Origin of the sequence: Nocardioides houyundeii (assembly GCF_002865585.1) — a bacterium.
GTDB classification, from domain to species: domain Bacteria; phylum Actinomycetota; class Actinomycetes; order Propionibacteriales; family Nocardioidaceae; genus Nocardioides; species Nocardioides houyundeii.
This window is the reverse complement of sequence record NZ_CP025581.1, coordinates 3612173-3632811: the sequence shown is the minus strand read 5'-3', so window position 1 is coordinate 3632811 and position 20639 is coordinate 3612173. Positions and strand designations below refer to the sequence as shown.

27 protein-coding genes, 1 tRNA gene and 1 riboswitch are annotated in these 20639 nt (G+C 72.1%); of the genes, 16 read left to right on the top strand and 12 right to left on the bottom strand.

What is annotated here, in order from left to right:
* Window positions 1–63: 63 nt before the first annotated feature.
* Together C0R66_RS17380 and C0R66_RS17375 are read right to left on the bottom strand one after the other, a co-directional pair.
* Window positions 64–804, bottom strand: coding sequence for a hypothetical protein (locus C0R66_RS17380; protein WP_101525761.1), 741 nt, complete (start codon window positions 802–804; stop codon window positions 64–66).
* Window positions 805–969: 165 nt separating this feature from the next.
* The gene (locus tag C0R66_RS17375; protein WP_240311740.1) at window positions 970–1854 is read right to left on the bottom strand and encodes a prephenate dehydratase; all 885 of its coding nucleotides are present in this window, start codon (window positions 1852–1854) and stop codon (window positions 970–972) included.
* A 68-nt stretch (window positions 1855–1922) separates the two neighbouring features.
* On the opposite strand from C0R66_RS17375, the gene C0R66_RS17370 reads away from it, so the two are divergent.
* The 3 genes from C0R66_RS17370 to C0R66_RS17360 all read left to right on the top strand — a co-directional run bounded on the left by C0R66_RS17370 (window position 1923) and on the right by C0R66_RS17360 (window position 3175).
* Window positions 1923–2321, top strand: a complete 399-nt coding sequence (locus tag C0R66_RS17370; protein WP_241901504.1) for a DUF4446 family protein — start codon at window positions 1923–1925, stop codon at window positions 2319–2321.
* Between the two features lie 67 nt (window positions 2322–2388).
* On the top strand, window positions 2389–2628 hold the full coding sequence (locus C0R66_RS17365; RefSeq protein ID WP_101525759.1) for a hypothetical protein: 240 nt from the start codon (window positions 2389–2391) through the stop codon (window positions 2626–2628).
* The gene (locus C0R66_RS17360) at window positions 2615–3175 is read left to right on the top strand and encodes a hypothetical protein (RefSeq protein WP_101525758.1); all 561 of its coding nucleotides are present in this window, start codon (window positions 2615–2617) and stop codon (window positions 3173–3175) included. The genes C0R66_RS17365 and C0R66_RS17360 overlap by 14 nt, the downstream gene beginning before the upstream one ends.
* 49 nt (window positions 3176–3224) lie before the next feature.
* On the opposite strand, the gene C0R66_RS17355 is transcribed toward C0R66_RS17360, so the two are convergent.
* A complete protein-coding gene (locus C0R66_RS17355; RefSeq protein WP_101525757.1) occupies window positions 3225–4799 on the bottom strand; it encodes a bifunctional phosphatase PAP2/diacylglycerol kinase family protein in 1575 nt (524 codons plus the stop codon).
* Between the two features lie 46 nt (window positions 4800–4845).
* Here C0R66_RS17355 and serS point away from each other — a divergent pair, with 46 nt between their 5' ends.
* Genes serS through C0R66_RS17335 form a run of 4 tightly spaced genes read left to right on the top strand, consistent with a single transcriptional unit; the run spans window position 4846 to window position 8506 of the window.
* Window positions 4846–6126 carry a serine--tRNA ligase gene (serS, locus tag C0R66_RS17350; protein ID WP_101525756.1) on the top strand — a complete coding sequence of 427 codons (1281 nt, stop codon included), beginning with the start codon at window positions 4846–4848 and terminating at the stop codon, window positions 6124–6126.
* A 10-nt stretch (window positions 6127–6136) separates the two neighbouring features.
* Complete coding sequence (locus tag C0R66_RS17345) at window positions 6137–7039, top strand: HAD family hydrolase (RefSeq protein WP_101526345.1); 903 nt, start codon at window positions 6137–6139, stop codon at window positions 7037–7039.
* Complete coding sequence (locus C0R66_RS17340) at window positions 7036–7887, top strand: HAD family hydrolase (protein ID WP_101525755.1); 852 nt, start codon at window positions 7036–7038, stop codon at window positions 7885–7887. The genes C0R66_RS17345 and C0R66_RS17340 overlap by 4 nt, the downstream gene beginning before the upstream one ends.
* A gap of 10 nt (window positions 7888–7897) precedes the next feature.
* Window positions 7898–8506 (top strand): hypothetical protein, encoded by a 609-nt coding sequence (locus tag C0R66_RS17335; RefSeq protein ID WP_101525754.1) that lies wholly within the window; start codon window positions 7898–7900, stop codon window positions 8504–8506.
* Here the strand turns inward: C0R66_RS17335 and C0R66_RS17330 are convergent.
* Genes C0R66_RS17330 through mobA form a run of 4 tightly spaced genes read right to left on the bottom strand, consistent with a single transcriptional unit; the run spans window position 8503 to window position 11077 of the window.
* Entirely contained in the window at window positions 8503–9126 is a 624-nt protein-coding gene (locus C0R66_RS17330; RefSeq protein ID WP_277869137.1) for a bacterial proteasome activator family protein, read from the bottom strand. The two genes, C0R66_RS17335 and C0R66_RS17330, sit on opposite strands and share 4 nt — an antisense overlap.
* Before the next feature lie 30 nt (window positions 9127–9156).
* Window positions 9157–10134 (bottom strand): NAD(P)H-quinone oxidoreductase, encoded by a 978-nt coding sequence (locus C0R66_RS17325; protein WP_101525752.1) that lies wholly within the window; start codon window positions 10132–10134, stop codon window positions 9157–9159.
* A 26-nt stretch (window positions 10135–10160) separates the two neighbouring features.
* Window positions 10161–10499: a DUF6457 domain-containing protein gene (locus C0R66_RS17320; RefSeq protein ID WP_101525751.1), complete on the bottom strand. Its 339-nt coding sequence runs from the start codon at window positions 10497–10499 to the stop codon at window positions 10161–10163.
* Window positions 10500–10516: 17 nt separating this feature from the next.
* Entirely contained in the window at window positions 10517–11077 is a 561-nt protein-coding gene (mobA, locus tag C0R66_RS17315) for a molybdenum cofactor guanylyltransferase (RefSeq protein ID WP_101525750.1), read from the bottom strand.
* Between the two features lie 39 nt (window positions 11078–11116).
* On the opposite strand from mobA, the gene C0R66_RS17310 reads away from it, so the two are divergent.
* The 5 genes from C0R66_RS17310 to C0R66_RS17290 all read left to right on the top strand — a co-directional run bounded on the left by C0R66_RS17310 (window position 11117) and on the right by C0R66_RS17290 (window position 15800).
* Window positions 11117–11881 (top strand): carbon-nitrogen hydrolase family protein, encoded by a 765-nt coding sequence (locus tag C0R66_RS17310; RefSeq protein ID WP_101525749.1) that lies wholly within the window; start codon window positions 11117–11119, stop codon window positions 11879–11881.
* A 10-nt stretch (window positions 11882–11891) separates the two neighbouring features.
* Window positions 11892–12866 carry a hypothetical protein gene (locus tag C0R66_RS19155; RefSeq protein ID WP_199286732.1) on the top strand — a complete coding sequence of 325 codons (975 nt, stop codon included), beginning with the start codon at window positions 11892–11894 and terminating at the stop codon, window positions 12864–12866.
* Window positions 12866–13174 (top strand): hypothetical protein, encoded by a 309-nt coding sequence (locus C0R66_RS17300; protein WP_158648103.1) that lies wholly within the window; start codon window positions 12866–12868, stop codon window positions 13172–13174. The genes C0R66_RS19155 and C0R66_RS17300 overlap by 1 nt, the downstream gene beginning before the upstream one ends.
* Window positions 13175–13243: 69 nt before the next feature.
* Entirely contained in the window at window positions 13244–13477 is a 234-nt protein-coding gene (locus tag C0R66_RS17295) for a biotin/lipoyl-binding carrier protein (RefSeq protein ID WP_101525746.1), read from the top strand.
* A 61-nt stretch (window positions 13478–13538) separates the two neighbouring features.
* Entirely contained in the window at window positions 13539–15800 is a 2262-nt protein-coding gene (locus C0R66_RS17290) for a zinc ribbon domain-containing protein (RefSeq protein ID WP_158648102.1), read from the top strand.
* Here the strand turns inward: C0R66_RS17290 and C0R66_RS17285 are convergent, their stop codons facing one another.
* Window positions 15801–16025, bottom strand: coding sequence for a hypothetical protein (locus tag C0R66_RS17285; protein ID WP_101525744.1), 225 nt, complete (start codon window positions 16023–16025; stop codon window positions 15801–15803).
* Complete coding sequence (locus tag C0R66_RS18795; protein WP_158648101.1) at window positions 16022–16261, bottom strand: hypothetical protein; 240 nt, start codon at window positions 16259–16261, stop codon at window positions 16022–16024. Before C0R66_RS18795 ends, C0R66_RS17285 begins: the two co-directional genes overlap by 4 nt.
* A gap of 67 nt (window positions 16262–16328) precedes the next feature.
* Window positions 16329–16392: riboswitch (guanidine-III (ykkC-III) riboswitch) on the top strand.
* 11 nt (window positions 16393–16403) lie between these two features.
* Between C0R66_RS18795 and C0R66_RS17280 the strand changes: the two genes are divergently transcribed.
* Together C0R66_RS17280 and C0R66_RS17275 are read left to right on the top strand one after the other, a co-directional pair.
* A complete protein-coding gene (locus tag C0R66_RS17280) occupies window positions 16404–16718 on the top strand; it encodes a DMT family transporter (RefSeq protein ID WP_101525743.1) in 315 nt (104 codons plus the stop codon).
* Between the two features lie 182 nt (window positions 16719–16900).
* Entirely contained in the window at window positions 16901–18103 is a 1203-nt protein-coding gene (locus C0R66_RS17275) for an integrase core domain-containing protein (RefSeq protein ID WP_101526344.1), read from the top strand.
* A gap of 35 nt (window positions 18104–18138) precedes the next feature.
* Here the strand turns inward: C0R66_RS17275 and C0R66_RS17270 are convergent.
* Window positions 18139–18228: transfer RNA gene (locus C0R66_RS17270), tRNA-Ser, on the bottom strand.
* A gap of 67 nt (window positions 18229–18295) precedes the next feature.
* Between C0R66_RS17270 and C0R66_RS17265 the strand changes: the two genes are divergently transcribed.
* Together C0R66_RS17265 and C0R66_RS17260 are read left to right on the top strand one after the other, a co-directional pair.
* Window positions 18296–18631 carry a hypothetical protein gene (locus C0R66_RS17265; RefSeq protein ID WP_101525742.1) on the top strand — a complete coding sequence of 112 codons (336 nt, stop codon included), beginning with the start codon at window positions 18296–18298 and terminating at the stop codon, window positions 18629–18631.
* Window positions 18632–18723: 92 nt separating this feature from the next.
* Window positions 18724–19656 carry an SPFH domain-containing protein gene (locus C0R66_RS17260; protein WP_101525741.1) on the top strand — a complete coding sequence of 311 codons (933 nt, stop codon included), beginning with the start codon at window positions 18724–18726 and terminating at the stop codon, window positions 19654–19656.
* Here the strand turns inward: C0R66_RS17260 and C0R66_RS17255 are convergent.
* Entirely contained in the window at window positions 19640–20101 is a 462-nt protein-coding gene (locus C0R66_RS17255; RefSeq protein ID WP_101526343.1) for a nucleoside deaminase, read from the bottom strand. The genes C0R66_RS17260 and C0R66_RS17255 overlap by 17 nt on opposite strands.
* A gap of 37 nt (window positions 20102–20138) precedes the next feature.
* On the bottom strand, window positions 20139–20630 hold the full coding sequence (locus C0R66_RS17250; RefSeq protein ID WP_101525740.1) for a tRNA adenosine deaminase-associated protein: 492 nt from the start codon (window positions 20628–20630) through the stop codon (window positions 20139–20141).
* Between the last annotated feature and the right edge of the window lie 9 nt (window positions 20631–20639).

Genomic DNA, 20639 nt, shown 5'->3' with positions numbered 1-20639 from the left:
GGCCTCGTGTGTGGCCTGAAGATCGGCCTGAGATCGACCTGGTGATCGGTCTCGTGTGTCAGGTCACGGGGTGACGGTGACGGTGATCCACTGCGAGTAGATGTAGTCGGAGAACGACGCGGTGGGGGTGTACTGCGCGCGGAACTGGTGGGTGCCCACGCCCCACTGCTCGGCGACCTTGCCGAGGAAGCTGTAGCCGGAGAAGTTGAAGGTGCCGTCAGCACTGACGGACGCCATGCAGCAGTAGTTCGGCGAGGAGCTGCCGCCCTTGTTCTTGCCGTCCAGGTAGATGTCCACCCAGCCCTTCTTGGCGATCTTGCCCTTGAACTTCACCTGGCCGCCCATCTCGGGGAAGTCGTAGCCGGCGGCCGACACCGTGAAGACCGCGGTGTTCACGTTGAGCGCGGAGTCCCAGACGACGGTCTTGATGGTGGCCTTGGACTTCTTGAACTTGGCCTTGACCTTGTAGGTGCCCGGGGCCAGGTCGGAGGGCAGGCGGACGCTGGCCTTGCCCTTCTTGATCTTCTTCTTGCCCAGCTTGGTGCCGTTGACCGAGAAGGTGACCTTGCCCTTGCCGCGCACCTGCGCGGTGATCTTGTTGCCGGCCAGGCCGTAGTGGGTGCCGGCCTTGGACTTCTTGAGCTTGATCTTGGCCTTGCGGGCCGCGACGGTGGGGGCGTCGGCGGTGCTCGCGCTCGCGCTGGAGGGCGCGGCGGAGGCGGTCGTCGCGGTGAGGACCGCGGCCGGGGCGACGAGAGCGAGGCTGGCTGCGGAAGCGGCGGCCAGGGTGGCGAATCTGCGCATGCAGGGAACTCCTTGAGGAAAGGGCGTACGTGGGCGGTCAATCCGCAGGAATGCCGGCCCGAGACGGCGACTGCGAGAGGTATCTACCCCAGGTGGGGTACGGCAAACCTGAGATGTCGATCGAGTTGCGCCGGGGCTCGTCCGGCGCCAGGCCACCGTGTCCGCTCAGCGGGTGCCGCGGTCCGGGGCAGCGGGGTAGACGCCGAGCACCTTGATGTCGGTGGTGAAGAAGGCCAGCTCCTCGAGCGCCCGCGCCAGCGGCGGGTCCTCGGGGTGTCCGTCGACCTCGGCCAGGAACTGGGTGGAGGCGAACTGCCCGCCCACCATGTAGCTCTCCAGCTTGGACATGTTGACGCCGTTGGTGGCGAAGCCGCCCAGCGCCTTGTACAGCGCGGCCGGCAGGTTGCGGACGTTGAAGATGAAGCTGGTGACCACCGGACCGTCGCCTCGCGGCGCCGGCACGAGCTCGCGGGAGAGCACCACGAACCGGGTGGTGTTGTGGTCCTCGTCCTCGACGTCGGTGCGCAGCACCTGCAGGTCGTAGATCTCGGCGGCCAGCGGCGGGGCGAGCGCGGCCTGGGTGACGTCACCGGCGTCGGCGACCTCCCGGGCGGCGCCGGCGGTGTCCCCGGAGATCATCGGGGTGAGCCCCAGCTCGCGGATCACCTTGCGGCACTGGCCCAGGGCGTGCACGTGGCTGTGCACCGTGCGCAGCGACTCCAGGGAGGCGCCGTGCACGGCCATCAGGTTGAAGCTGATCCGCAGGAAGTGCTCGCCGATGATGTGCAGGCTGGAGGCGGGCAGGAAGTGGTGGATGTCCGCCACCCGACCGGCGAGGGAGTTGTCGATCGGGATCATCGCCAGCTCGGCGTCGCCGCCCTCGACGGCGGCGAAGACGTCCTCGAAGGACGCGCAGGGCACGGCCTCCCAGTCCGGGTAGTGCTGGCGGCACACGATGTGGGAGTTGGCGCCGGGCTCACCCTGGTACGCGATGCGACGGGGGCTGGTGCCGGGGACGTTCACCGGGTGCTGCTCGGGGGCGGTGCTCACGGCGGCATTTTCCCACGCGCCGGTGGTGCGCCCGCGCACGGCCCGCGTGCCGGTCATAGGCTCCGCTCGTGCTGTTCGCCGTGATCCCCGCCCTGGTCCTCGCCGTCGTCGCCGTCGTGTTCTCGGTGGTCGCCATGCGGCGTACCGCGTCGTTGCGGCCCCGGTCGGGCCAGGCGCCCCTGCCCGAGGACATGGTGGGGCTGCGCCGCGAGGTCGCGGCGCTCCAGGCGGCCACCCAGGGTGCGCTGCGACACCTGGCCGTGGTCCGCTACGACGCCTTCGGCGACGTGGGCGGTCACCTGTCCTGGTCGGTGGCGTTGCTGGACGACGCGGGCGACGGCGTGGTGCTCACCTCGATCCACGGTCGCAGCGAGGCCCGCACCTACGCCAAGTCGATCGCGTCCTGGTCCAGCGAGCAGCAGCTCTCTCCCGAGGAGGAGGAGGCGGTCGCGCACGCCCGGGCCTGAGGGTCGGTCTGCGATCGACGTCAAGAACTGGTTGACACTCGTGCGACTGTCAACTTAACGTTGACGCATGACGAGATCCGAGAAGAGAAGCGCGACCAAGGGCCTGTCGGGCGGTTCGCTGGCCCTGATCCTGATCGGCATCGCCCTGGCGACGATCGGCAACCAGCTCGACGGCTTCGTCGGCGGCATGGGCCAGGGAGCCGGGGTCGCCCTGATCATCTGCGGCGCCTACCTGGTCGGCCTGCTGTGGCGCCAGCCCAAGGGCCCGGGCGAGACCTGGCTGCCGAGTCGTGATGGCGACAACTGAGTCGGGCCCCCGGGACCTCGCCGAGGCTCTCGGGGCAGCGATCCTGGACGGTCTGCCTGCCGCCGACGAGGAGCAGGACCACCTCGCCATCGTCCGACGTACCGCCGAGGCGGAGCAGGAGGTGCGTGCCCTGCTGCGCCAGGCCGTCGGTGCCGCCCGGTCGGCCGGCCACAGCTGGGCCACCCTCGGTGCCGAGCTCGGGATGAGCCGTCAGGCCGCCCAGCAACGGTTCGGCGAGGGCTCGGCCGCCACCCAGCCCGAGGACGACGAGGAGGGGGTGGCGTGCGAGGAGCGCTGGCTCGGCCCGGTCACCGCGTTCGACGAGCTGGCCGAGCTGGCCATCGCGGGCCGTCTGGGGTGGCGCAGCGTCGGTGTCGGGATGCTCAAGCACCGGGTACGGCGTACCCCCACGCAGTGGGAGCACCGCCGGGTGCTGTGGACCGGCAGCCGGTCCCGCTACGAGAAGGACGGCTGGCAGGTGGCCGCACCCGCGTTCCCCTGGCTCTACCTGGTCCGCGACACCGGGGTCCCTGCCGCGCAGGACTGACGCGCACACGCGCGGTTGGGGTACGCCGCCCGGGCACGCCGCCGCAGGGTCAGCGCGGCACGCGCACCAGCAGCCGGCCGGGGATGCACTCCATGACCAGCTCGCGACCCAGGCCGACGGAGTCGCCGTCGAGCTGGCGGGGCGTGTCGATCGCGGCGCGCAGCACCACGGTGGTGCCGGTGAACCGGTCGATGGTGTCGTCGGTGCGCGAGCTCTTGGCCATCACCCGGTAGGCCAGCGGCAGCCAGGAGAGGAACCGCTTGGGGTGCAGCACCACCACGTCGATCAGGCCGTCGTCGATCGCTGCGTCCGGCAGCAGCGGCATCCCGGCCTGCAGGTAGCCGACGTTGCCGACCACCACGGTCCGCGCCCGGTGCTGGGTGAACTCCGCCCCGTCGACCGAGATCTCCACCTTGCCGGCGGGGAACATCAGCGACTTCATGCCCGAGAGCACGTAGGCGACCCAGCCGAGGCGCTTCTTGATCTGGTCGTTGACGTTCTCCATGATCGCGGCGTCGAAGCCCATGCCGGCCATCACCATGAAGTGGGTGGGCTCGATGTTGTCGCCGCTGACCCGGACCATGTCGATCGCCCGGTCCTGGCCGTTGAGGCCGACGTCGATCGCGGCCCGGAGGTAGAGCGGGATGTCGAGGTTGCGGGCGAGCAGGTTGCCGGTGCCCGCGGGGATGATGCCCACCGGGATGCCGGTGCCGGCCAGCTCGGCGCAGACCTCGCGCACCGTGCCGTCGCCGCCGCAGACCAGCACCAGGTCGGTGCCGGCGAGCGCGGCCTTGGCGGCCATGCCGCGGCCCGGGTCCTCGATGGTCGTGTAGTGCCAGGTGGGCTCGCCCCAGCCGGACTCCGAGGCCATCGCCTCGACGGTGGCGCGGAACTGACCGACGTCCTCCACCTTGATCGGGTTCAGCACCACCGCCAGCCGCTTCGCGGAGACGAAGACCTCCTGGAGCGGTTCGTTGCTCTCGGTGAGGCTGCGCGGACGCGGGTCGACGATGGCCAGGCCGACCAGGGTGACCGCCATCGCCAGAACGGAGCCGGCGATGACGTCGGTGGGGTAGTGCCGTCCCAGCAGGACCCGGTCCAGCACCACGATCAGCCACAGGCCGCCCAGCGCGACGGTGACCAGCCGGCGCATGCTGGAACGGCGTACGAAGACGCTGGCCAGGATCCACAGCACGAGCGTGAAGGCCGCGATCGAGGAGGCGTGCCCGGAGGGGAAGGAGTGGCTGTCGTGCAGCCCGATCGACTCCTGCCAGTCGGGTCGGGCCCGGCTCAGCACGAGCTTGAGCCCGGTGGTGAGCAGCGCGGTGGCCGCCATCACCCCGGCCACGAAGCCCGCGGCGCGCGGGTGCCGCTTGACCAGCAGCCAGCACACGACCAGCAGGGTGAGGATCGTCATGCCGATCGTGTTGAAGCCCGCCTCGATCCACAGCAGCACCTGGTGCAGCGCGCCCTGGTCGTCGGCCCAGCCCTCGGCGTCCCGGCCCGCGGCGTCGAAGCCGCCCAGCGGGGAGGCGTCGCCGTTGGTCGCCCACGCGAACGCGGCGAAGACGACCGCGCACAGCGCGGCCCAGGTCAGATGGGTCCTTCGAGATCGATCAAGCACGAGCCGAGTATGCCGGTCTGTCACCAGCGCCGGTTAGCCTGAGCCCATGATCGATCCCCGCCTGCTCCGAGAGACTCCCGACCGTGTGCGCGCCTCGCTGACCAAGCGTGGGCTGCCCACCGACGTGGTGGACCGAGCGCTGGCCGCGGACGTCGCCCGGCGGGAGGCGATCACCGCCTTCGAGGCCAAGCGGGGGGAGCAGAAGCAGCTCGGCAAGCTCATCCCCCAGGCCCAGGGCGAGGAGAAGCAGGCGCTGCTCGCCCAGACCAAGACCCTCTCGGGCGAGGTCAAGGCCGCCGAGGCGGCCCAGGGCGAGGCCGAGCAGGAGTGGCGCGAGGCCGTGCTGTCGATCCCCAACGTCACCGAGGAGGCGACCCCGCCCGGCGGCGAGGACGACTTCGTGGTGCTGGAGACGGTGGGCACCCCCCGCGACTTCGCCGCCGAAGGCTTCGAGCCCCGCGACCACATCGAGCTGGGCCGGATCCTGGGTGCCATCGACCTGGAGCGGGGAGCCAAGGTCAGCGGCTCGCGGTTCTACTTCCTCACCGGCGCCGGTGCCGAGCTCGAGCTGGCGCTGGTCAACATGGCGATGGAGCAGGCCCGCGAGGCCGGGTTCACCCCCGTCATCGCCCCCTCGCTGGTCAAGCCGCGCGCGATGGAGGGCACGGGCTTCCTCGGCCAGGCCGCCGACGACGTCTACCGGATCGAGGGCGAGGACCTCTACCTGGTCGGCACCTCGGAGGTCGCGATGGCGGCGTACCACTCCGACGAGATCCTGGACGCCGAGACGCTGCCCCGGCGGTACGCCGCGTTCAGCCCCTGCTTCCGCAAGGAGGCGGGCTCGCACGGCAAGGACACCAAGGGCATCATCCGGGTGCACTGGTTCGACAAGGTCGAGATGTTCGTCTACACGACCCTGGACCAGGCCGAGGCCGAGCACCAGCGCCTCCTGGCGTGGGAGAAGGAGTTCCTCGACAAGCTCGAGCTGGCCTACCAGGTGGTCGACATCGCGGCCGGAGACCTCGGCCTGAGCGCCACCCGCAAGTTCGACTGCGAGGCGTGGATCCCGACGCAGGGCAAGTACCGCGAGCTCACCTCGACCTCGAACTGCACCGGCTTCCAGGCCCGCCGCCTGGACATCCGCACCCGCGAGGACGGCCAGACCGTGCCGGTCGCCACCCTCAACGGCACCCTGACCGCCATCACCCGCACCATCGTGGCGATCCTGGAGACCCACCAGCAGCCCGACGGCTCGGTCCGTCTGCCGAAGGCGCTGGCCAAGTGGATGGGCCGCGACGTCCTGGAGCCGGTGGCCCCCGTTGGCTGAGCAGCAGACCATGGCCACCCCCGCAGGTCAGACCCCCGCAGGCAAGCCCGCCGACTGGCGACCCCAGATGGTCGCCCTGGACATCGACGGCACCCTGCTGGCCTGGGTGGACGACGAGGCGGACGTCTACGAGACCATCCGCCCCGAGGTGTACGACGCGGTGCACCGGGCGCGCGCCGCCGGCGCGCACATCGTGCTGGCCTCGGGGCGCTCCCCGCACGGGATGACCCGCATCGCGGACATGCTGGACCTGCCCGACGACGACGAGCGGCTGTGGATCGTGGCCTCCAACGGCGCGGTGATCTTCCGCTACCCGCCGATGGACGTGGTGCACGAGGAGACGTTCGACGCCTCCTCCGCCGTCGCCGCGGTGCTGGAGCACCACCCGAACGCGCTCGTCGCCGTCGAGGAGCGCGGCGTGGGCGGCTACCGGGTGAGCCGCGAGTTCCCGTTCGGTGAGCTGTCGGGGGCGCAGATCGTCACCGACGTGCACGAGATCATCGGCGACCCCGTGAGCCGCGTCATCATCCGCGACCCCGAGGCCACCGCCGACGACTTCGTCGAGCTGGCGGCCCGGCTGGGGCTGCACGGCACCGACTACGTGGTGGGCTGGACGGCCTGGATGGACCTGTCCCCGGTCGGCGTCTCCAAGGCCTCGGGCCTGCAGCACGTGTGCGACGAGCTGGGGGTCGCGGCCCGTGACGTGCTGGCGATCGGCGACGGTCGCAACGACATCGAGATGCTGGCGTGGGCCGGTCGCGGGGTCGCCATGGGGCAGGCCGTGGAGGAGGTCCGGGCCGCTGCGGACGCGGTGACCGAGACCGTGAACGACAACGGCGCGGCCACCGAGATCAACCGCTGGTTCCCCGACGCGTCCGGGACCCCGGCCCGCGACGGGTCCGACGGGCGATGACCGGGGAGGTCGGGCACCGCAGTCCCGGCGAGCGGCCCCGGCCCCGGTTGGTGGCCACCGACCTCGACGGCACGCTGCTCGACGCCGAGGGGCGGGTCAGCCCCCGCACGCGCGAGGTGATCGCCGCGGTGGAGCAGCTCGGCGTCCCGGTGGTCTTCGTGACCGGGCGCCCCATCCGCTGGATGGAGCAGCTGTGGGAGTCGGTCGGAGGTCACGGCCTGGCGATCTGCAGCAACGGCGGCATCGTCTACGACGTGGCGACCCACTCGGTGCGGACCGCGCACCCCATCGCCAGCGACGTCCTGGTCGAGGTCGGCCAGACCCTGCGGCGGGCGGTGCCGGGCACCACCTTCGCCCTGGAGAAGACCGGCGGGTTCGCCCGCGAGGCGGGGTTCCTGCCCCGGCGTGCGACCAGCGCGCTGCCCGAGGTGCCGACCGGGCCGCTGGAGCAGATCGCCGACGACACCGTGGTCAAGCTGCTGGCCCGGCACGAGGAGATCGCGCCGGAGGAGTTCTGGACGGTGGTCGAGGAGGCCGTCGGCACCCGGGTCACCACCACCTGGTCCTCGGTCGGGGCACTGGTGGAGATGAGCGCCGCCGGCGTCACCAAGGCGACCACGCTCGCGCGCCTGTGCGCCGACCTCGGCGTGGCCCCCGAGGAGGTCGTCGCGTTCGGTGACATGCCCAACGACAGGCCGCTGCTGGAGTGGGCCGGTTCCTCCTACGCGATGGCCAACGCCCACCCCACGGTCATCGCCCTGGCCGACCACACCGCGCCCGCCCACCACGAGGACGGGGTCGCTGAGACGCTCTCCGCCATCTTCGGACTGGGCCCCGGGTCCGGCTAGGCTCGGCGACATGCCCGCCTCCACCCTGCGACGAGCCACGCGCCGGATCCTCCGACAGGCGCTGCGACCGCTGGCGGTCGTGCTGCTGGCGGTGCCGCTGGCGCTGGTCGGCATCGCGGCACTGCAGGCGCCGGCCTTCGCGTGCTCGTGCGCGAACCTGCCGTTCAAGGCGCAGGTGGACCGCGCCGACGTGGTCTTCCTGGGCGAGGTCGTCGCGACCACGACCAGCGCGAGCGCCACGACGTACGACGTGAACCCGGCCCGGGTGTTCAAGGGCGAGCTGGGCTCAGGCCCGACGCAGGTGACCTCGGGGGTGGGTGACGGCGACTGCGGGCTGGGCGCGATCCCGGACGGGACGGCGTACCTCTTCCTGACCCAGGACGGCTCGGCGAACGTGTGTGGCGGCTCCGCGCCGGCCACCACCGACGTGATGGAGCGGGTGCAGCGCCAGCTCGGCATCGGCACCCGGCTCGAGCCGCCCAAGCCCGCGGCCATCCGCACCAGGGTCGACGACGCCGAGGTCACCGCGTTGCCGCGGCTGGCAGCGCCGGGCGCCGCGCTGGTGCTGCTGGGCCTGCTCGGCCTGGCCGTCGTACGCCGGGTGGGACGCTCCCGCTAGAGGTACATCCCGCCGGACTCGGCCGGCCCCTGGTTCGGCTGTCCCGGCTGACCGGGCTGTCCGGGGTGCCCGGGCTGTCCCGGGACTCCGGCCCGACCCTGCTCGACCGCGGCCTGGAGCGCAGGCAGGGCGCGCCGCATCTGCTCCAGCTGCGCCCGACTGGCCATCTGCTGGGCGTAGATCGCAGTCTGGATGCCGTGGAACAGGCCCTCCAGCCAGCCCACCAGCTGGGCCTGGGCGATGCGCAGCTCACCGTCGGAGGGAGTCGCGTCGTCGGTGAAGGGCAGCGCGATGCGCTCCAGCTCCTCGATCAGCTCCGGGGCGAGGCCGGTCTCCAGCTCCTTGATCGAGGCATGGTGGATGTCGCGCAGGCGGGCGCGGCTGGCCTCGTCCAGCGGGGCGGACTTCACCTCTTCGAGCAGCTGGCGGATCATGCTGCCGATCCGCATCACCTTGGCTGGCTGCTCCACCAGGTCGGTGACGCCCCGCGCCTCCTCCTCGCCCTCGGTCGCCTGCTGGACCATGGCGGCGGGCACGGTGCCGATCGGTTCGCCGTCGTGACCCACGACCATCACGTGGCCCTCGGGCACCTCGACGTGGACGGCGTTGCTCTCAGTCATGCCTTCCATGGTAGGTCGGTGGTGATGAGATCAGACGGTGAGCAGAATCTTGCCGACGTGCGAGCTGTCGTCCATCAGGGTGTGGGCCGCGGCCGCGTCCTCCAGCGGCAGGGTGGTGTGCACCACCGGCACGACGCTGCCGTCGGCGACCAGGGGCCAGACGTGCTCGACCACCGCGGCGCAGATCGCGGACTTCTCCTCGGTGGGACGCGAGCGCAGCGCCGTCGCGATCACCGCGCCGCGCTTGCGCAGCAGCTTGTTGATGTCGAGCTCGGCCTTGGCGCCGCCCTGCATGCCGATGATGACCAGCCGGCCCTCGGTGGCCAGGGCGTCAAGGTTGCGGTCGAGGTACTTGGCGCCCATGTTGTCCAGGATGACGTCGACCCCGTGCCCGTCGGTGGCGGAGCCGATCACCTCGACGAAGTCCTCGTCGCGGTAGTTGATCGTCACGTCCGCCCCCAGCTCCGCGCAGGTGGCGAGCTTCTCCGCCGATCCGGCCGTGGTGAAGACCTTGGCGCCCAGCGCGGAGGCCAGCTGGATCGCCATGGTGCCGATGCCGCCACCGCCGCCGTGGACCAGGAACCGGTCGCCCGCCTGCAGGCCGGCGATCATGAACACGTTGGACCACACCGTGCAGGCGACCTCGGGCAGGGCGGCCGCGGTGACCAGGTCGACCCCCGCCGGCACCGGCATCAGCTGCCCGGCCGGTACGGCGACCTGCTCGGCGTACCCGCCGCCGGTCAGCAGCGCGCACACCTCGTCGCCCACCGACCAGCCGGTGACGCCCTCGCCGAGGGCCGCGACCCGGCCGCTGCACTCGAGGCCGAGGATCTCCGAGGCGCCTGCCGGCGGCGGGTAGAAGCCGCGCCGCTGCAGGGTGTCGGCCTTGTTGACCGCGGTGGCCACCACGTCCACCAGCACCTCACCCGGTCCCACCTCGGGGGCCGGCACGTCGATGGCGGTGAGGACCTCAGGTCCCCCGGGGGTGGTGAAGTGGGCGGCGCGCATGCCGCCACCCTAGCCAGTCGGGCCGGTCAGTCCTCGACCTCGTCGTCGGCCAGCTCGTCGTCGGAGAGCTCGACCGCCTCGTCGACCTCGATCTCGACCGCGACGTCGGTGGGGTCCGCGGCGTCCGCGGGACGGTCCCACCCCAGGGCCAGCTGGGAGGCCGCGCCGGCCAGCTCCTCGATCTTCTCCACGGAGGCACCCGAGGCGCCGGCGGCGAACCCCAGCAGGTAGGTGGAGATGGGAGCCGCGCGGCGCTCCACGTTGTGCGCGGCGTCGCGGGCCAGGTCGAGGACCAGCGCCTCGTCCAGCTCGGTCTCGATGTCCAGGACGTCACAGAGCTCGTCGATCCAGTCATGGAGGTTCACCAGAGGGACGTTACCGCTCAGGTGAGGTCGTGCAAGTCTTTCCAGGAGTCGATGTCGAGCGACTCCTGGTCCCGTCCCGGCACGTCCACCAGGTCGAGCCCGGCCAGCAGCCGGTGCACCGCGGCGCCGTGCGCCTGCGCCGGCCGTACCTCCTCCAGCCGCTCCGGGCGCAGCACCCCGCAGAGCTGTCGTCGTCCGTCGCCGTCGACCAGGAACGCGCCGTCGTGGCCGGCCGCGGCGGCCAGCAGCCGGCGGATCGTGGCGCGGTCGACGCGCGGCATGTCGACGGCGAGGACGGCCAGCAGGTCGGGGGTGCGGACCAGGGCGTCGCGGCCCGCGAGCAGGCCCGCGACCGGGCCCCCCGAGGGCGGGTCCTCCAGGGTGAAGGTGACCGGACGGCGGGTCGGCGCCCGCGGCCCGGTGACCGCCACCTCGTCGGCCTCGGCCAGGGCGTCCAGGGCCAGGTCCAGCAGGCTGCGGCCGTGCAGCTCGAGCGCGGCCTTGTCCGCGCCACCCATCCGCAGGCCGGTGCCGCCGGCGAGCACGACGGCGGAGAAGCTGATCCGGGACTCGGCCATGGCTCCAGTGTGTCAGCCGCGCCGTGTCAGGCTGGGGCCATGGACCAGCTGCGCGTGACCCTCGTCCAGGAGGCCTCCGGTCTCGATCCGGCCGGCAACCGTGCCCGGCTGGCCGAGGTGGTCCCCTCCGGCAGCGACCTGGTGGTGCTGCCCGAGGCGTTCGCCCGCGACTTCGGCACCCCCGGCTCGGACGTGGCGCCCTTCGCCGAGCCGCTGGACGGTCCCTTCGCCACCGAGGTGGCCCGGGTCGCCGACGAGCGCGGGACCACGGTGCTGGCGGGCATGTTCGCCACCAGCCCCGACCCGGCCCGGCCGTTCAACACCCTGGTGCTGCGCGGTGCCGCGCAGGCGGCGTACCCGAAGATCCACCTCTACGACTCCTTCGGCTACCGCGAGTCCGACCGGCTCAGCGCGGGGGAGTGGGAGCCGGTGGTGGTCGAGGTCGCAGGCTTCAGCCTGGGCCTGATGACCTGCTACGACCTGCGCTTCCCCGAGCTGGCCCGCGACCTGGTCGCGGCCGGCGCGGAGGTGCTGGTCGTGCCCTCGGCGTGGGTGGCGGGGGAGCGCAAGGTGGACCACTGGCGGACCCTGCTGCGCGCCCGCGCCATCGAGAACACCGTCTACGTCGTGGGCGTGGGCCAGCCCGGTCCCCGCTACACCGGCCACTCCAGCGTGGTGAGCCCCCTGGGCGACGTGGTGTGCGAGGCCGGGCCGGACGCCGAGGTGCTGCACGCCGTGCTGGAGCGGTCGGAGATCCAGGCCGCTCGCAGCGTCAACCCCTCTTTGTCCAACCGGCGACGGTAACCTCATCGCCGTGTCCCCCCCTTCTCCAGGCCGCCGCGCCGCGCCCAAGAAGTCGCGTCTGTCGGGGATCCGTCTCACTCGGGGCACCGCTCCCGCACCGAGCCGCCGGGCCCCGGCCGCGCCGTCGAGCCTGCCGGAGCCGGGCCCGTCCACACCTGCGGCACCCCCGTTCGTGCCCCCCGCGCCGCCGTTCGTGCCTCCGGCACCTCCGGTCGCGCCCGCGCCCCCGGTGCCTCCCGCGCCTCCCGCGCCTCCCGCAGCGCCCGCGCGCGACCTCGCTCCGACCCGCCCCGCTCGCCCGGACCGACGGCCCGAGCAGCCGGTCCGCGAGCGCAACCGCCTGCGGCTGATCCTGGCCGCCCTCGTGCTGCTCGCCGGGTGCGTGGCGCTGGGGTTCGCCGCGCTGCACGTGGGGCCGCAGTGGCTCGACGGCGCGGGTTCGGTGGCGGTCCTCACGACGTACTCCTGGGCGCTGATGGCGCGCACCGGTGGCCGCCAGCTCGTCTTCGCCGCGCTCGCCTTCGCGGTCGGTGTGGTGGCGGTGGTGCAGGACGGTGAGGTGCTGCGCAGCGGCGCCGCGGTGATGACCTGCGTGGTCAGCGGCGTGCTGGCGGTGGTGATCACGGTGTCGGCGCGCACCTTCCTGATCGCGGCACGCGAGGTGGTGCTGGCCACGGCCGTGGCCTCGATCGGTGCCTACGCCACGGTGGGGTTCGAGCCCGCCGCCAGCTCGGTGCGCTTCGAGTACCTCACCCTCGGCTTGGGCTTCCTGGTGGTCTTCACCCTGGTCTGGCGCTTCGGAGCCGGGCTCAACGGCCTCGGCACCCGCGGGCTGGTCACCCTGGTGGTCGGCACCCTGCTGCTCGCCGCGAGCCTGGCCTACGCCGAGCTGTTCCGCCGCTACGGCGCCTCGGGAGTGGTCCAGCCCACGGCGGGGCTGCAGGAGTGGAGCCGCACCACCCTGGGGCGTTCCCGCCCCCGCTGATGGTCCTGCTCGGCGTCCCGGCCCTGGCCTGGGGTGTGCACATGCGCGCGCGCCGGCGACAGGGCTGGTGGGTCTGCACCTTCGGCGCTGCCGCGATGCTGCCGGTGGCCCAGGGCCTGGTCGACCTGGACACCTCCTACGTCGAGGGCGGCCTGCAGGCGGCGTACGGCGTCGGGCTGGGGCTGCTGGTCGGCTTCCTGGTGATCCGGCTCGACCTGCTGCTGACGGGCTCGCGGGGCCGGCGGGCGCGCGCGGTGGAGGAGCAGCACGCGCTGCGCCCGGAGCCCAGCCGGTTCTCCTCGCTCTGAGCGCGGCTCACCGGCGGTGCCCTCGTCGGCGGTGCGGCTCTACGTGCCGGTAACCCCTAGCGTCGGGGCATGGCGCGTGAGAAGACGACCGAGATCGTCGCCGAGATGGTGGCCAACGTGATGAGCGTGGCGGTGCAGCCCGGCGACGCGGTAGCGGCGGGGGACACCGTGATCCTGCTGGAGTCGATGAAGATGGAGATCCCGGTGATCGCGGAGGGCGCCGGTGCCGTGCGCGCGGTGCGCGTCGGCCCGGGCGACGTGGTCCAGGAGGGCACCGTGATGCTCGTCCTCACCGACGCCTGACTCGTCCCACCTGAGTACCCGTACCGGTGACGCACCCCCGATGTGCGGCGAAGATGTGCGCGTGTCGACTCCCGCGCCGTTCCCCTGCCCCCATTGCGACGCCCCGGTGATCCCGGGGTCGCCCGCGTGCCCGGAGTGCGGGCTGCGGCTCGTCGGACCCCAGGCGGCGCGGCTGTGGCAGGTCAACCAGCAGATCGGGGCGCTACGCTCCGAGGCCGACGTCCTGGTCTCCCAGCTGCTGCGCCCACCGGCAGTCCCGTCGGCCGCACCGTACCAGCCCGGCGACCCGTACGCCGGCCCCCGGACCGGCCCCCAGCCGCCGTACCCCGCCTCCCCGCCGTACGCCGCGGGGTCCAGGCGGCGTGCCGGCACCCGGCTCGGCGGGCAGCAGATCCTGCTCGGGCTCGGCGCGCTGCTGCTGCTCTCGGGAGTCTCGTTCTTCCTGCTCGTGATCTGGCTGGTGGTGGGCGTGGCCGGGCAGGCCACGATCATGGTGGGCCTGACCGGAGCCGCCGCAGCCGCCGCCGTGCTGGCCACGCGCCGCCAGCTCACCTCCGCGGCTCGGACCGCCGCCGGGATCGCCACCGGCCTGGTGGTCCTCGACCTGTGGGCCGCCCACCATCTGGGGCTGGCCGGACTGGGCGACGTCCCCGTCGACGGCTACTGGTCACTGGCGGCGCTGCTCGGCGCTGCGGTCCTGGTGGGCTTCGACCGCCTGGTGCCGCGGGCGGTGGCGGAGCGCCCCGCTCCGCCGGTGCTGGTGTACGGCCCGGCCGCGGCCACGCTGCTCGCGGTCGCCGGCTGGTGCACGGTCAGCGCGCTCGGTGCCGAGCCGGTCGTGCTGTGCGGCCTCGCGGCGCTCCTGGCGGTGCTCAGCGCCGCGGCCGCCGGGGCGGCGTACCGCCTGGACCGGTGGGCGGCGGTGCCGCTGGCCGTCTCGGCGCTCGGTGCCGTCGTGGTGCACCTGGGCGCCGGCATCGTCGTCGGCTACGACCCCGCCACGGCCACCATCCAGCGGTACGCCGTGTGCGCCGTGCTCCTGGTGCTCCCGGTGCTGGCCCTCGTCGCCCCCCGCCTGGCTCGGCCCCTGGCGCCGGAAGCGGCGCGGGAGCACCCGGGGTGGGCCTGGCTGCCCGCCGTCGGCGTGTGGGCCCTGGTGCCGGCCCTCGGCATCCCGGTGGTCGACGTACCCCGGGCCGTCGTGGTGGTGCTCGCGGTGCTGCTCGCAGCGGGGCTGGTCGCGCTCTGCCTGACCGGGCTCCCGGTGACCCGGGCGCCGTTCACCGGAGCGGACACGCGGCCGGCGTGGCTCGGCGCCGCCATCCTGCTCGCGTGGGTGGCCCTGCCGGTGCTCTTCCTGCTCGTGCTCGCCGAGGTCGACGGGTGGTACGCCGACGGCCTGGAGCTGTTCGCGGGCTTCCCCCGGCTGGCGCCCGACTCCTGGTGGCTGCCGGTGGTGCCGGGTGCCGCCTGGGCCGTCGCCGCACTCGTGCCGGCGACCAAGGAGCGCTCGGCGCCGTTCGCGGTGCTCGCCCAGCTGGCGGTCGCGGCCACGGCGTTCACGGCCGTCCGCGACGCCGACGAGGCGGTCGCGGTGGCGATGGGCCTGGTGGGCTGCGCCGCGAGCTTCGCGCTCGCCGGCTACGCCCGGACGCTGGCCGACTCCCCGGGCAACAGGGTGCTGGACCACAGCGCCGTCACCTTCGCGCTGCTCTACGGCGGCTACGGGATCCTCGCCTCGATCGAGGAGCCGGTGCTGCTGGAGGTCGCCGCCTGGGTGGGGGTCGGGGTGCTCACGCTGGTCTACTCGGGCTCGCGGGGCCGTCTCGGGTTCGCCTACCTCGGCTCGGTGCTGGTCACCGCGGGGACCAGTCGGCTGCTGGCCGACCAGGGGGTGGGGGTGGTCGAGCTCTACACCGCGCCGCTCGTGGTGCTGCTGGCGGTCATCGGCCTCGTCCAGCATCTCCGGAACCGGCAGGCGCGCACCATGCTGACCATGGGACCGGCGCTCAGCGTCGCGCTGCTGCCCACCCTGGCGGTGACACTGGAGAATGGCGGCGCGCTGCGCCTGGCCGGTCTCACCGTGGTGGCGATCGTGGTGCTGGTGCTCGGGCTGCTGCGCCGCTGGCAGGCGCCGGTGACCGTCGGGGCCCTGGTGCTCCTCGTGGTGGCCATCAACCAGGGCGGTCAGGGACTCGCCTACGTCCCGGGCTGGATCATCCTGGTCGGCGGCGGAGCGGTGCTGCTCACCGCAGGGGTGCTGTGGGAGCGGGCGCTGCTGGCGGGTCGCCGTACCCAGGCCTGGTACGCCAGCCTGCGCTGATCAGGCAGCGCGCAGCGGCACGCACCACACGTTGCCCCAGGCGTCGACCTCGAACCGGTAGCGGTCCTCCCGGACCAGGGCCAGCAGCGCCAGCCACACGACGAGCCACAGGCCGCCGGTCACCAGAGTGAGCAGGAGGTGGGGCAGCACCGACGGCCTCCGGCGGTAGCCGAGCACCACGCCCCGGGAGCCGTCGAGCACCACCGAGGCGCCGCTCTCGTTCACCTCGCCCTCGACCGTGCGGTCCAGGAGCCGCCGCTGCTGCTCGGGGCAAGGGGTGGATCGGCGTCGAGCGGCCGCGGGTCGAGCAGGCGGACCGGTGCCGGGGAGGCCACGGCTCGGGCCCACCGCCGGCCGCTCCAGCGGCGCCACACGCCCCCGTCCCAGTGCAGGTCGCCGAGGCGGGGGCGCCGGTGCTCGATCCGCCCGCCCGGCGCGGTGATGTCGACGGCTCTCCCCATGGCGAGGAGTATCGCGGCAGATGGCCGACGCCCGGGCGGATCTTGCGGACTGGCCCACCTATCATCGGTAGTGGGTCGAGACGGCCCACCGGACGAGGGAGCCGTACCCGGAACGCGACAAGACGGCCGTCTGGAGCTCGTCATGGCATGGATCGTCCTCATCATCTCCGGCGTCTTCGAGGCGGTCTGGGCGGTCGCCCTGGGCAAGTCCGAAGGGTTCACCCGCCTGGTCCCGTCGGTGGTCTTCGCCCTGGCGATCGTGGTCAGCATGGGAGGCCTGGCCTATGCCATGCGCACCCTGCCGATCGGCACGGCGTACGCCGTGTGGGTGGGGGTCGGCGCATCCCTGACCGTGGCCTACTCGATGGCGACCGGCGACGAGGCGGTGAGCGTGGGCAAGGTGCTGCTGCTGCTTGGGCTGGTGGGCTGCGTGGTCGGCCTCAAGCTGGCGCACTGAGGCGTCGGTCCTCGGCCGAGCGGACCCGCCGGAACGACGTCAGGCCGGACCCCTGGGGGCCCGGCCTGATCACGCTGGTCTCGACCGAGACACAGGTTGGCGGTGGCGGTGGTGTGCTGGTTCAGGACATAGGAAACACATCTCTCAAGACATAGGAAACACCGGACCGAGACCCTCCGGTGGTGTCGAAAGCCAGACTGATCATCACCGCGGTCGTCCTCGAGGGACGCCCACAAGCCGACGTCGCCCGCAGCTACGACGTCTCACCCAGCTGGGTCAGCAAACTCATGGCCCGCTACCGAACCGAGAGCGATGCCGCCTTCGAACCCCGCTCCCGGCGCCCGCACACCAACCCGACCGCGATCCCCACCCAGACCGCGGACCTGATCCTCGAGCTACGCGACAAGCTCACCACAGCCGGCCACGACGCCGGACCCGACACCATCGCCTGGCACCTGACCCAGCACCACCACACAACCGTGTCCGTGGCCACGATCAGCCGCTACCTGACCCGTGCCGGCCTCGTCACCCCCGAACCCAAGAAGAAACCGAAGGCCTCCTACATCCGGTTCCAGGCCGCCATGCCCAACGAGACCTGGCAGTCCGACTTCACCCACTACCCGTTGACCGACACCACGACCTTCCCCAAGGGCATCGAGATCATCACTTGGCTCGACGACTGCACCCGCTACGCCCTCCACGTGTCCGCGCACCGGGCGATCACCACCCCGATCGTCCTCAACACGTTCCGCAAAGCCGCAGGTCAGCACGGCATACCCGGATCCACCCTGACCGACAACGGGATGGTCTACACCGTCCGCCTGGCCGGCCACGGCCGCCAAGGCGGCCGCAACGGCTTCGAGCAGCAACTACGCGACTGGCACGTGGTCCAGAAGAACTCCCGGCCCAACCATCCCACCACCTGCGGCAAGGTCGAGCGGTTCCAGCAGACCATGAAGAAGTGGCTCCGCGCCCAACCCGACCAACCCGCCACCATCGACCAGCTCCAGACCCTGCTCGACCGATTCGCCGCCGAATACAACCAGCACCGGCCGCACCGATCCCTGCCCCACCGCGCCACCCCAGCAGCGCTCTACGACACCATGCCCAAAGCCGTCCCAGGCCCCAGCCGCGACGCACAGACCCACGACCGGATCCGGCACGACCGCGTCGACAAGTCCGGCACCGTCACCCTGCGCGTGGCCGGCCAACTCAGACACATCGGCGTCGGCCGAACCCACAACCGAACCCACGTCATCCTGCTCGTCCAGGACCTCGACGTCCGCGTCATCAACGCCATCACCGGCGAACTCCTACGCGAGCTCACCATCGACACCAGCAAGGACTACCAACCCCGAAACGCGAAAGATCCGAACCCCCACTGAGGGTTCGGATCTTTCCTATCTCTTGCGAGATCACATGGCGGTGGCGGTGGGATTTGAACCCACGGTGGGTTTGACCCCACACAACATTTCGAGTGTTGCACCTTCGGCCGCTCGGACACGCCACCGCGGGAGAGGGTACCGGAGTCCTGCGGCGGCAGGAAAATCGCCTGGGCCGGGGCCTAGGCTGCGACCATGTTCCGGCTGCTGCTGCCCCTGGTCCTGGTGTTGTGCCTGCTCGTGCTGGTCTACGTGCGCCTCCAGGCGCAGGCGCGGGAGTCCGCCCGGCGGGCGGCGGTCCAGGCGCGGGTGCGCGAGGTGACCGACCTGGCCTACCTGCACGACGAGATCTCGCCCGCCCTGGCCGGCGCGGTGATCGAGCGCACCCGGGGTCTGGGCAGCGAGGCGCCGGTCGCGGAGCTGGAGCGGGCGCTGGACGACGTGCTCGGCCTGGCACGCCAGCACCGGGCGAGCGAGCCGGACCTGGCCGTGATCGTGATCGACGCCGTGCGCCGCAACGAGCTGACCTGACCTGTTTGCGCCGCCGTAGGCGGACATTGCGCACGAGAGCCGGGCCCGCGGGTGATGATGTGCGCCCGCACCCCGACCCGAAGCGAGCAGGCATGGCGAAGCAGAACGACCCGAGCACCCCGTCGGGCAGAGGGGGTCGCGCCTCGCGCGTCCTGGTGCTCCTGGGCCTGGTGGTCGTGGCGCTGCTGATCACCCTGGCCTTCGTCCGCCCCACCAGCGTGTCCACCGCGCCCGACCAGGTCGCGCTGCACTACTCCGACGGTGCGTTCACGCCGAAGCGGTTCAAGGACTGCGTGGAGCCGTCCCGCCGGCAGTGGGACGGGCCCGGCGACCGTCACTACTCCTACCCCTCGTCGCAGACCAACTTCGTCTTCGACAACGGTGACTCCGACGGCGCCCCGATCACCTTCGTCACCAAGGACGGCATCGAGATGACCGTCGAGGGCGTCGCCAACCTGATGCTCAACACCGACTGCGACGCGCTGCGCGGCTTCCACGACCTCATCGGCAACCGGTACGTCGCCTACATGGATGGTGACGAGCGCTCGCCGGGCTGGAACCGGATGCTCAGCGTCTACATCGCCCGCCCCCTGGACACCGCGATCGACCGGGCCGGTCAGAAGTACACCTACACCGACCTCTACACCGACCCCAACGTGAAGGCCCAGTGGGAGGCGGACGTGGTCGCCGCGCTGCCCGACCTGGTCAACCGGCAGACCGACGGCGAGGTCGACTTCTTCGAGAACTTCGCGATCACCCTGCAGAAGCCCGAGCCGCCGCAGGCGATCAAGGACGCGCTGATCGCCCAGCAGGAAGCCGTCGCCCGCGCCCGCGCCTCCGAGGCGGAGGCTGCGGCCAAGCAGAAGGCCGCCGAGGCCCAGGTCGCGGTCGAGAAGGCCGAGGCCGCCAAGATCCAGGAGCGGATCAACGTGCTCGGCCGGGACGGCTACCTGCGCCAGTACGCGATCGACAAGGGGCTCAACCCCTACCAGCCGACCACCAGCGGGATCATCCAGAACCGCTGAGGCCGCCCCCGGGCTCGCGCTGGGCGCGGAAGAACTCATCCAGCAACAGGGTGGACTCCGCGGCCAGCACCCCGGGCACCACCTCGGGTCGGTGGTTGAGCCTGCGGTCCCGTACGACGTCCCACAGGCTGCCGACGGCGCCGGCCTTGTCGTCGTACGCGCCGAAGACGATGCGCTGCACCCGGGAGAGCACGGCGGCTCCGGCGCACATCGTGCACGGCTCCAGGGTGACCACCAGAGAGCAGCCCTCCAGGCGCCACTCGCCTCGGGAACGAGCGGCTGCCCGGAGGGCCACAACCTCGGCGTGTCCGGTCGGGTCGGACTCAGCCTCACGAATGTTGCGTCCGGTGCCGATCACGACACCATCGGGGGAAAGTACGACGGCGCCGACGGGCACGTCACCATCAATTTTGGCGATCTCGGCTTGGGTCAGCGCGCACCGCATCGCCTCCTCCCACCGGTGTGCCAGCACCGCGGCGACCTCAGACCGACCTGAGTCCGACGACGTCGTCGAACTCAGGGCCGAAGCCGAGACGGCCGGCGATGTCGGAGAGCATCTCGTCGGGGTAGAGGTCGACGTCGTCGAGCAGGACCCCCATCTCCCTCGCCGCCAACCCCAGGTCCCCGATCAGGCCGAGGTCGCCGGCGGGCACCTGGTCGTCGTCGTCCTCGGGCGGCGGGAGCCCCAGGAAGTCCACTGCCGACTGGGCGAGCTCCCACTCGGTGGCCGCGGTGACGTCGGAGAGCAGCACCCCCACCCGGGACCCGGTGACCCGCACCAGCACGAAGAAGTCCTCGTCGATCGCGACCATGCCCAGCACGCCGTTGTCGGCGGGCAGGCGGCGCAGCCCGTGGGCCAGGGTCTCCACTGAGGAGAGGGCGGTGGCGGCGATCTCCTGCAGCTGCCAGACCCCGTCCTCGCGATAGGCGGCCAGCGCGAAGTCGATGCCCTCGCCCAGTGCTTCGCCCGTCATGGTCGACCC

Bases quoted from the DNA above. Each gene is read 5' to 3' on its own strand.
- C0R66_RS17345 (WP_101526345.1), top strand. From the start codon at position 6,137: ATGGCCACCCCCGCAGGTCAGACCCCCGCAGGCAAGCCCGCCGACTGG.
- C0R66_RS17280 (WP_101525743.1), top strand. From the start codon at position 16,404: ATGGCATGGATCGTCCTCATCATCTCCGGCGTCTTCGAGGCGGTCTGG.
- C0R66_RS17300 (WP_158648103.1), top strand. From the start codon at position 12,866: ATGGTCCTGCTCGGCGTCCCGGCCCTGGCCTGGGGTGTGCACATGCGC.
- C0R66_RS17260 (WP_101525741.1), top strand. From the start codon at position 18,724: ATGGCGAAGCAGAACGACCCGAGCACCCCGTCGGGCAGAGGGGGTCGC.
- C0R66_RS17365 (WP_101525759.1), top strand. From the start codon at position 2,389: ATGACGAGATCCGAGAAGAGAAGCGCGACCAAGGGCCTGTCGGGCGGT.
- serS (WP_101525756.1), top strand. From the start codon at position 4,846: ATGATCGATCCCCGCCTGCTCCGAGAGACTCCCGACCGTGTGCGCGCC.
- C0R66_RS17250 (WP_101525740.1), bottom strand. From the start codon at position 20,630: ATGACGGGCGAAGCACTGGGCGAGGGCATCGACTTCGCGCTGGCCGCC.
- C0R66_RS17310 (WP_101525749.1), top strand. From the start codon at position 11,117: ATGGACCAGCTGCGCGTGACCCTCGTCCAGGAGGCCTCCGGTCTCGAT.
- C0R66_RS17340 (WP_101525755.1), top strand. From the start codon at position 7,036: ATGACCGGGGAGGTCGGGCACCGCAGTCCCGGCGAGCGGCCCCGGCCC.
- C0R66_RS17380 (WP_101525761.1), bottom strand. From the start codon at position 804: ATGCGCAGATTCGCCACCCTGGCCGCCGCTTCCGCAGCCAGCCTCGCT.
- C0R66_RS18795 (WP_158648101.1), bottom strand. From the start codon at position 16,261: ATGGGGAGAGCCGTCGACATCACCGCGCCGGGCGGGCGGATCGAGCAC.
- C0R66_RS17295 (WP_101525746.1), top strand. From the start codon at position 13,244: ATGGCGCGTGAGAAGACGACCGAGATCGTCGCCGAGATGGTGGCCAAC.
- mobA (WP_101525750.1), bottom strand. From the start codon at position 11,077: ATGGCCGAGTCCCGGATCAGCTTCTCCGCCGTCGTGCTCGCCGGCGGC.
- C0R66_RS17335 (WP_101525754.1), top strand. From the start codon at position 7,898: ATGCCCGCCTCCACCCTGCGACGAGCCACGCGCCGGATCCTCCGACAG.
- C0R66_RS17325 (WP_101525752.1), bottom strand. From the start codon at position 10,134: ATGCGCGCCGCCCACTTCACCACCCCCGGGGGACCTGAGGTCCTCACC.
- C0R66_RS17255 (WP_101526343.1), bottom strand. From the start codon at position 20,101: ATGCGGTGCGCGCTGACCCAAGCCGAGATCGCCAAAATTGATGGTGAC.
- C0R66_RS17265 (WP_101525742.1), top strand. From the start codon at position 18,296: ATGTTCCGGCTGCTGCTGCCCCTGGTCCTGGTGTTGTGCCTGCTCGTG.
- C0R66_RS17360 (WP_101525758.1), top strand. From the start codon at position 2,615: ATGGCGACAACTGAGTCGGGCCCCCGGGACCTCGCCGAGGCTCTCGGG.
- C0R66_RS17330 (WP_277869137.1), bottom strand. From the start codon at position 9,126: ATGACTGAGAGCAACGCCGTCCACGTCGAGGTGCCCGAGGGCCACGTG.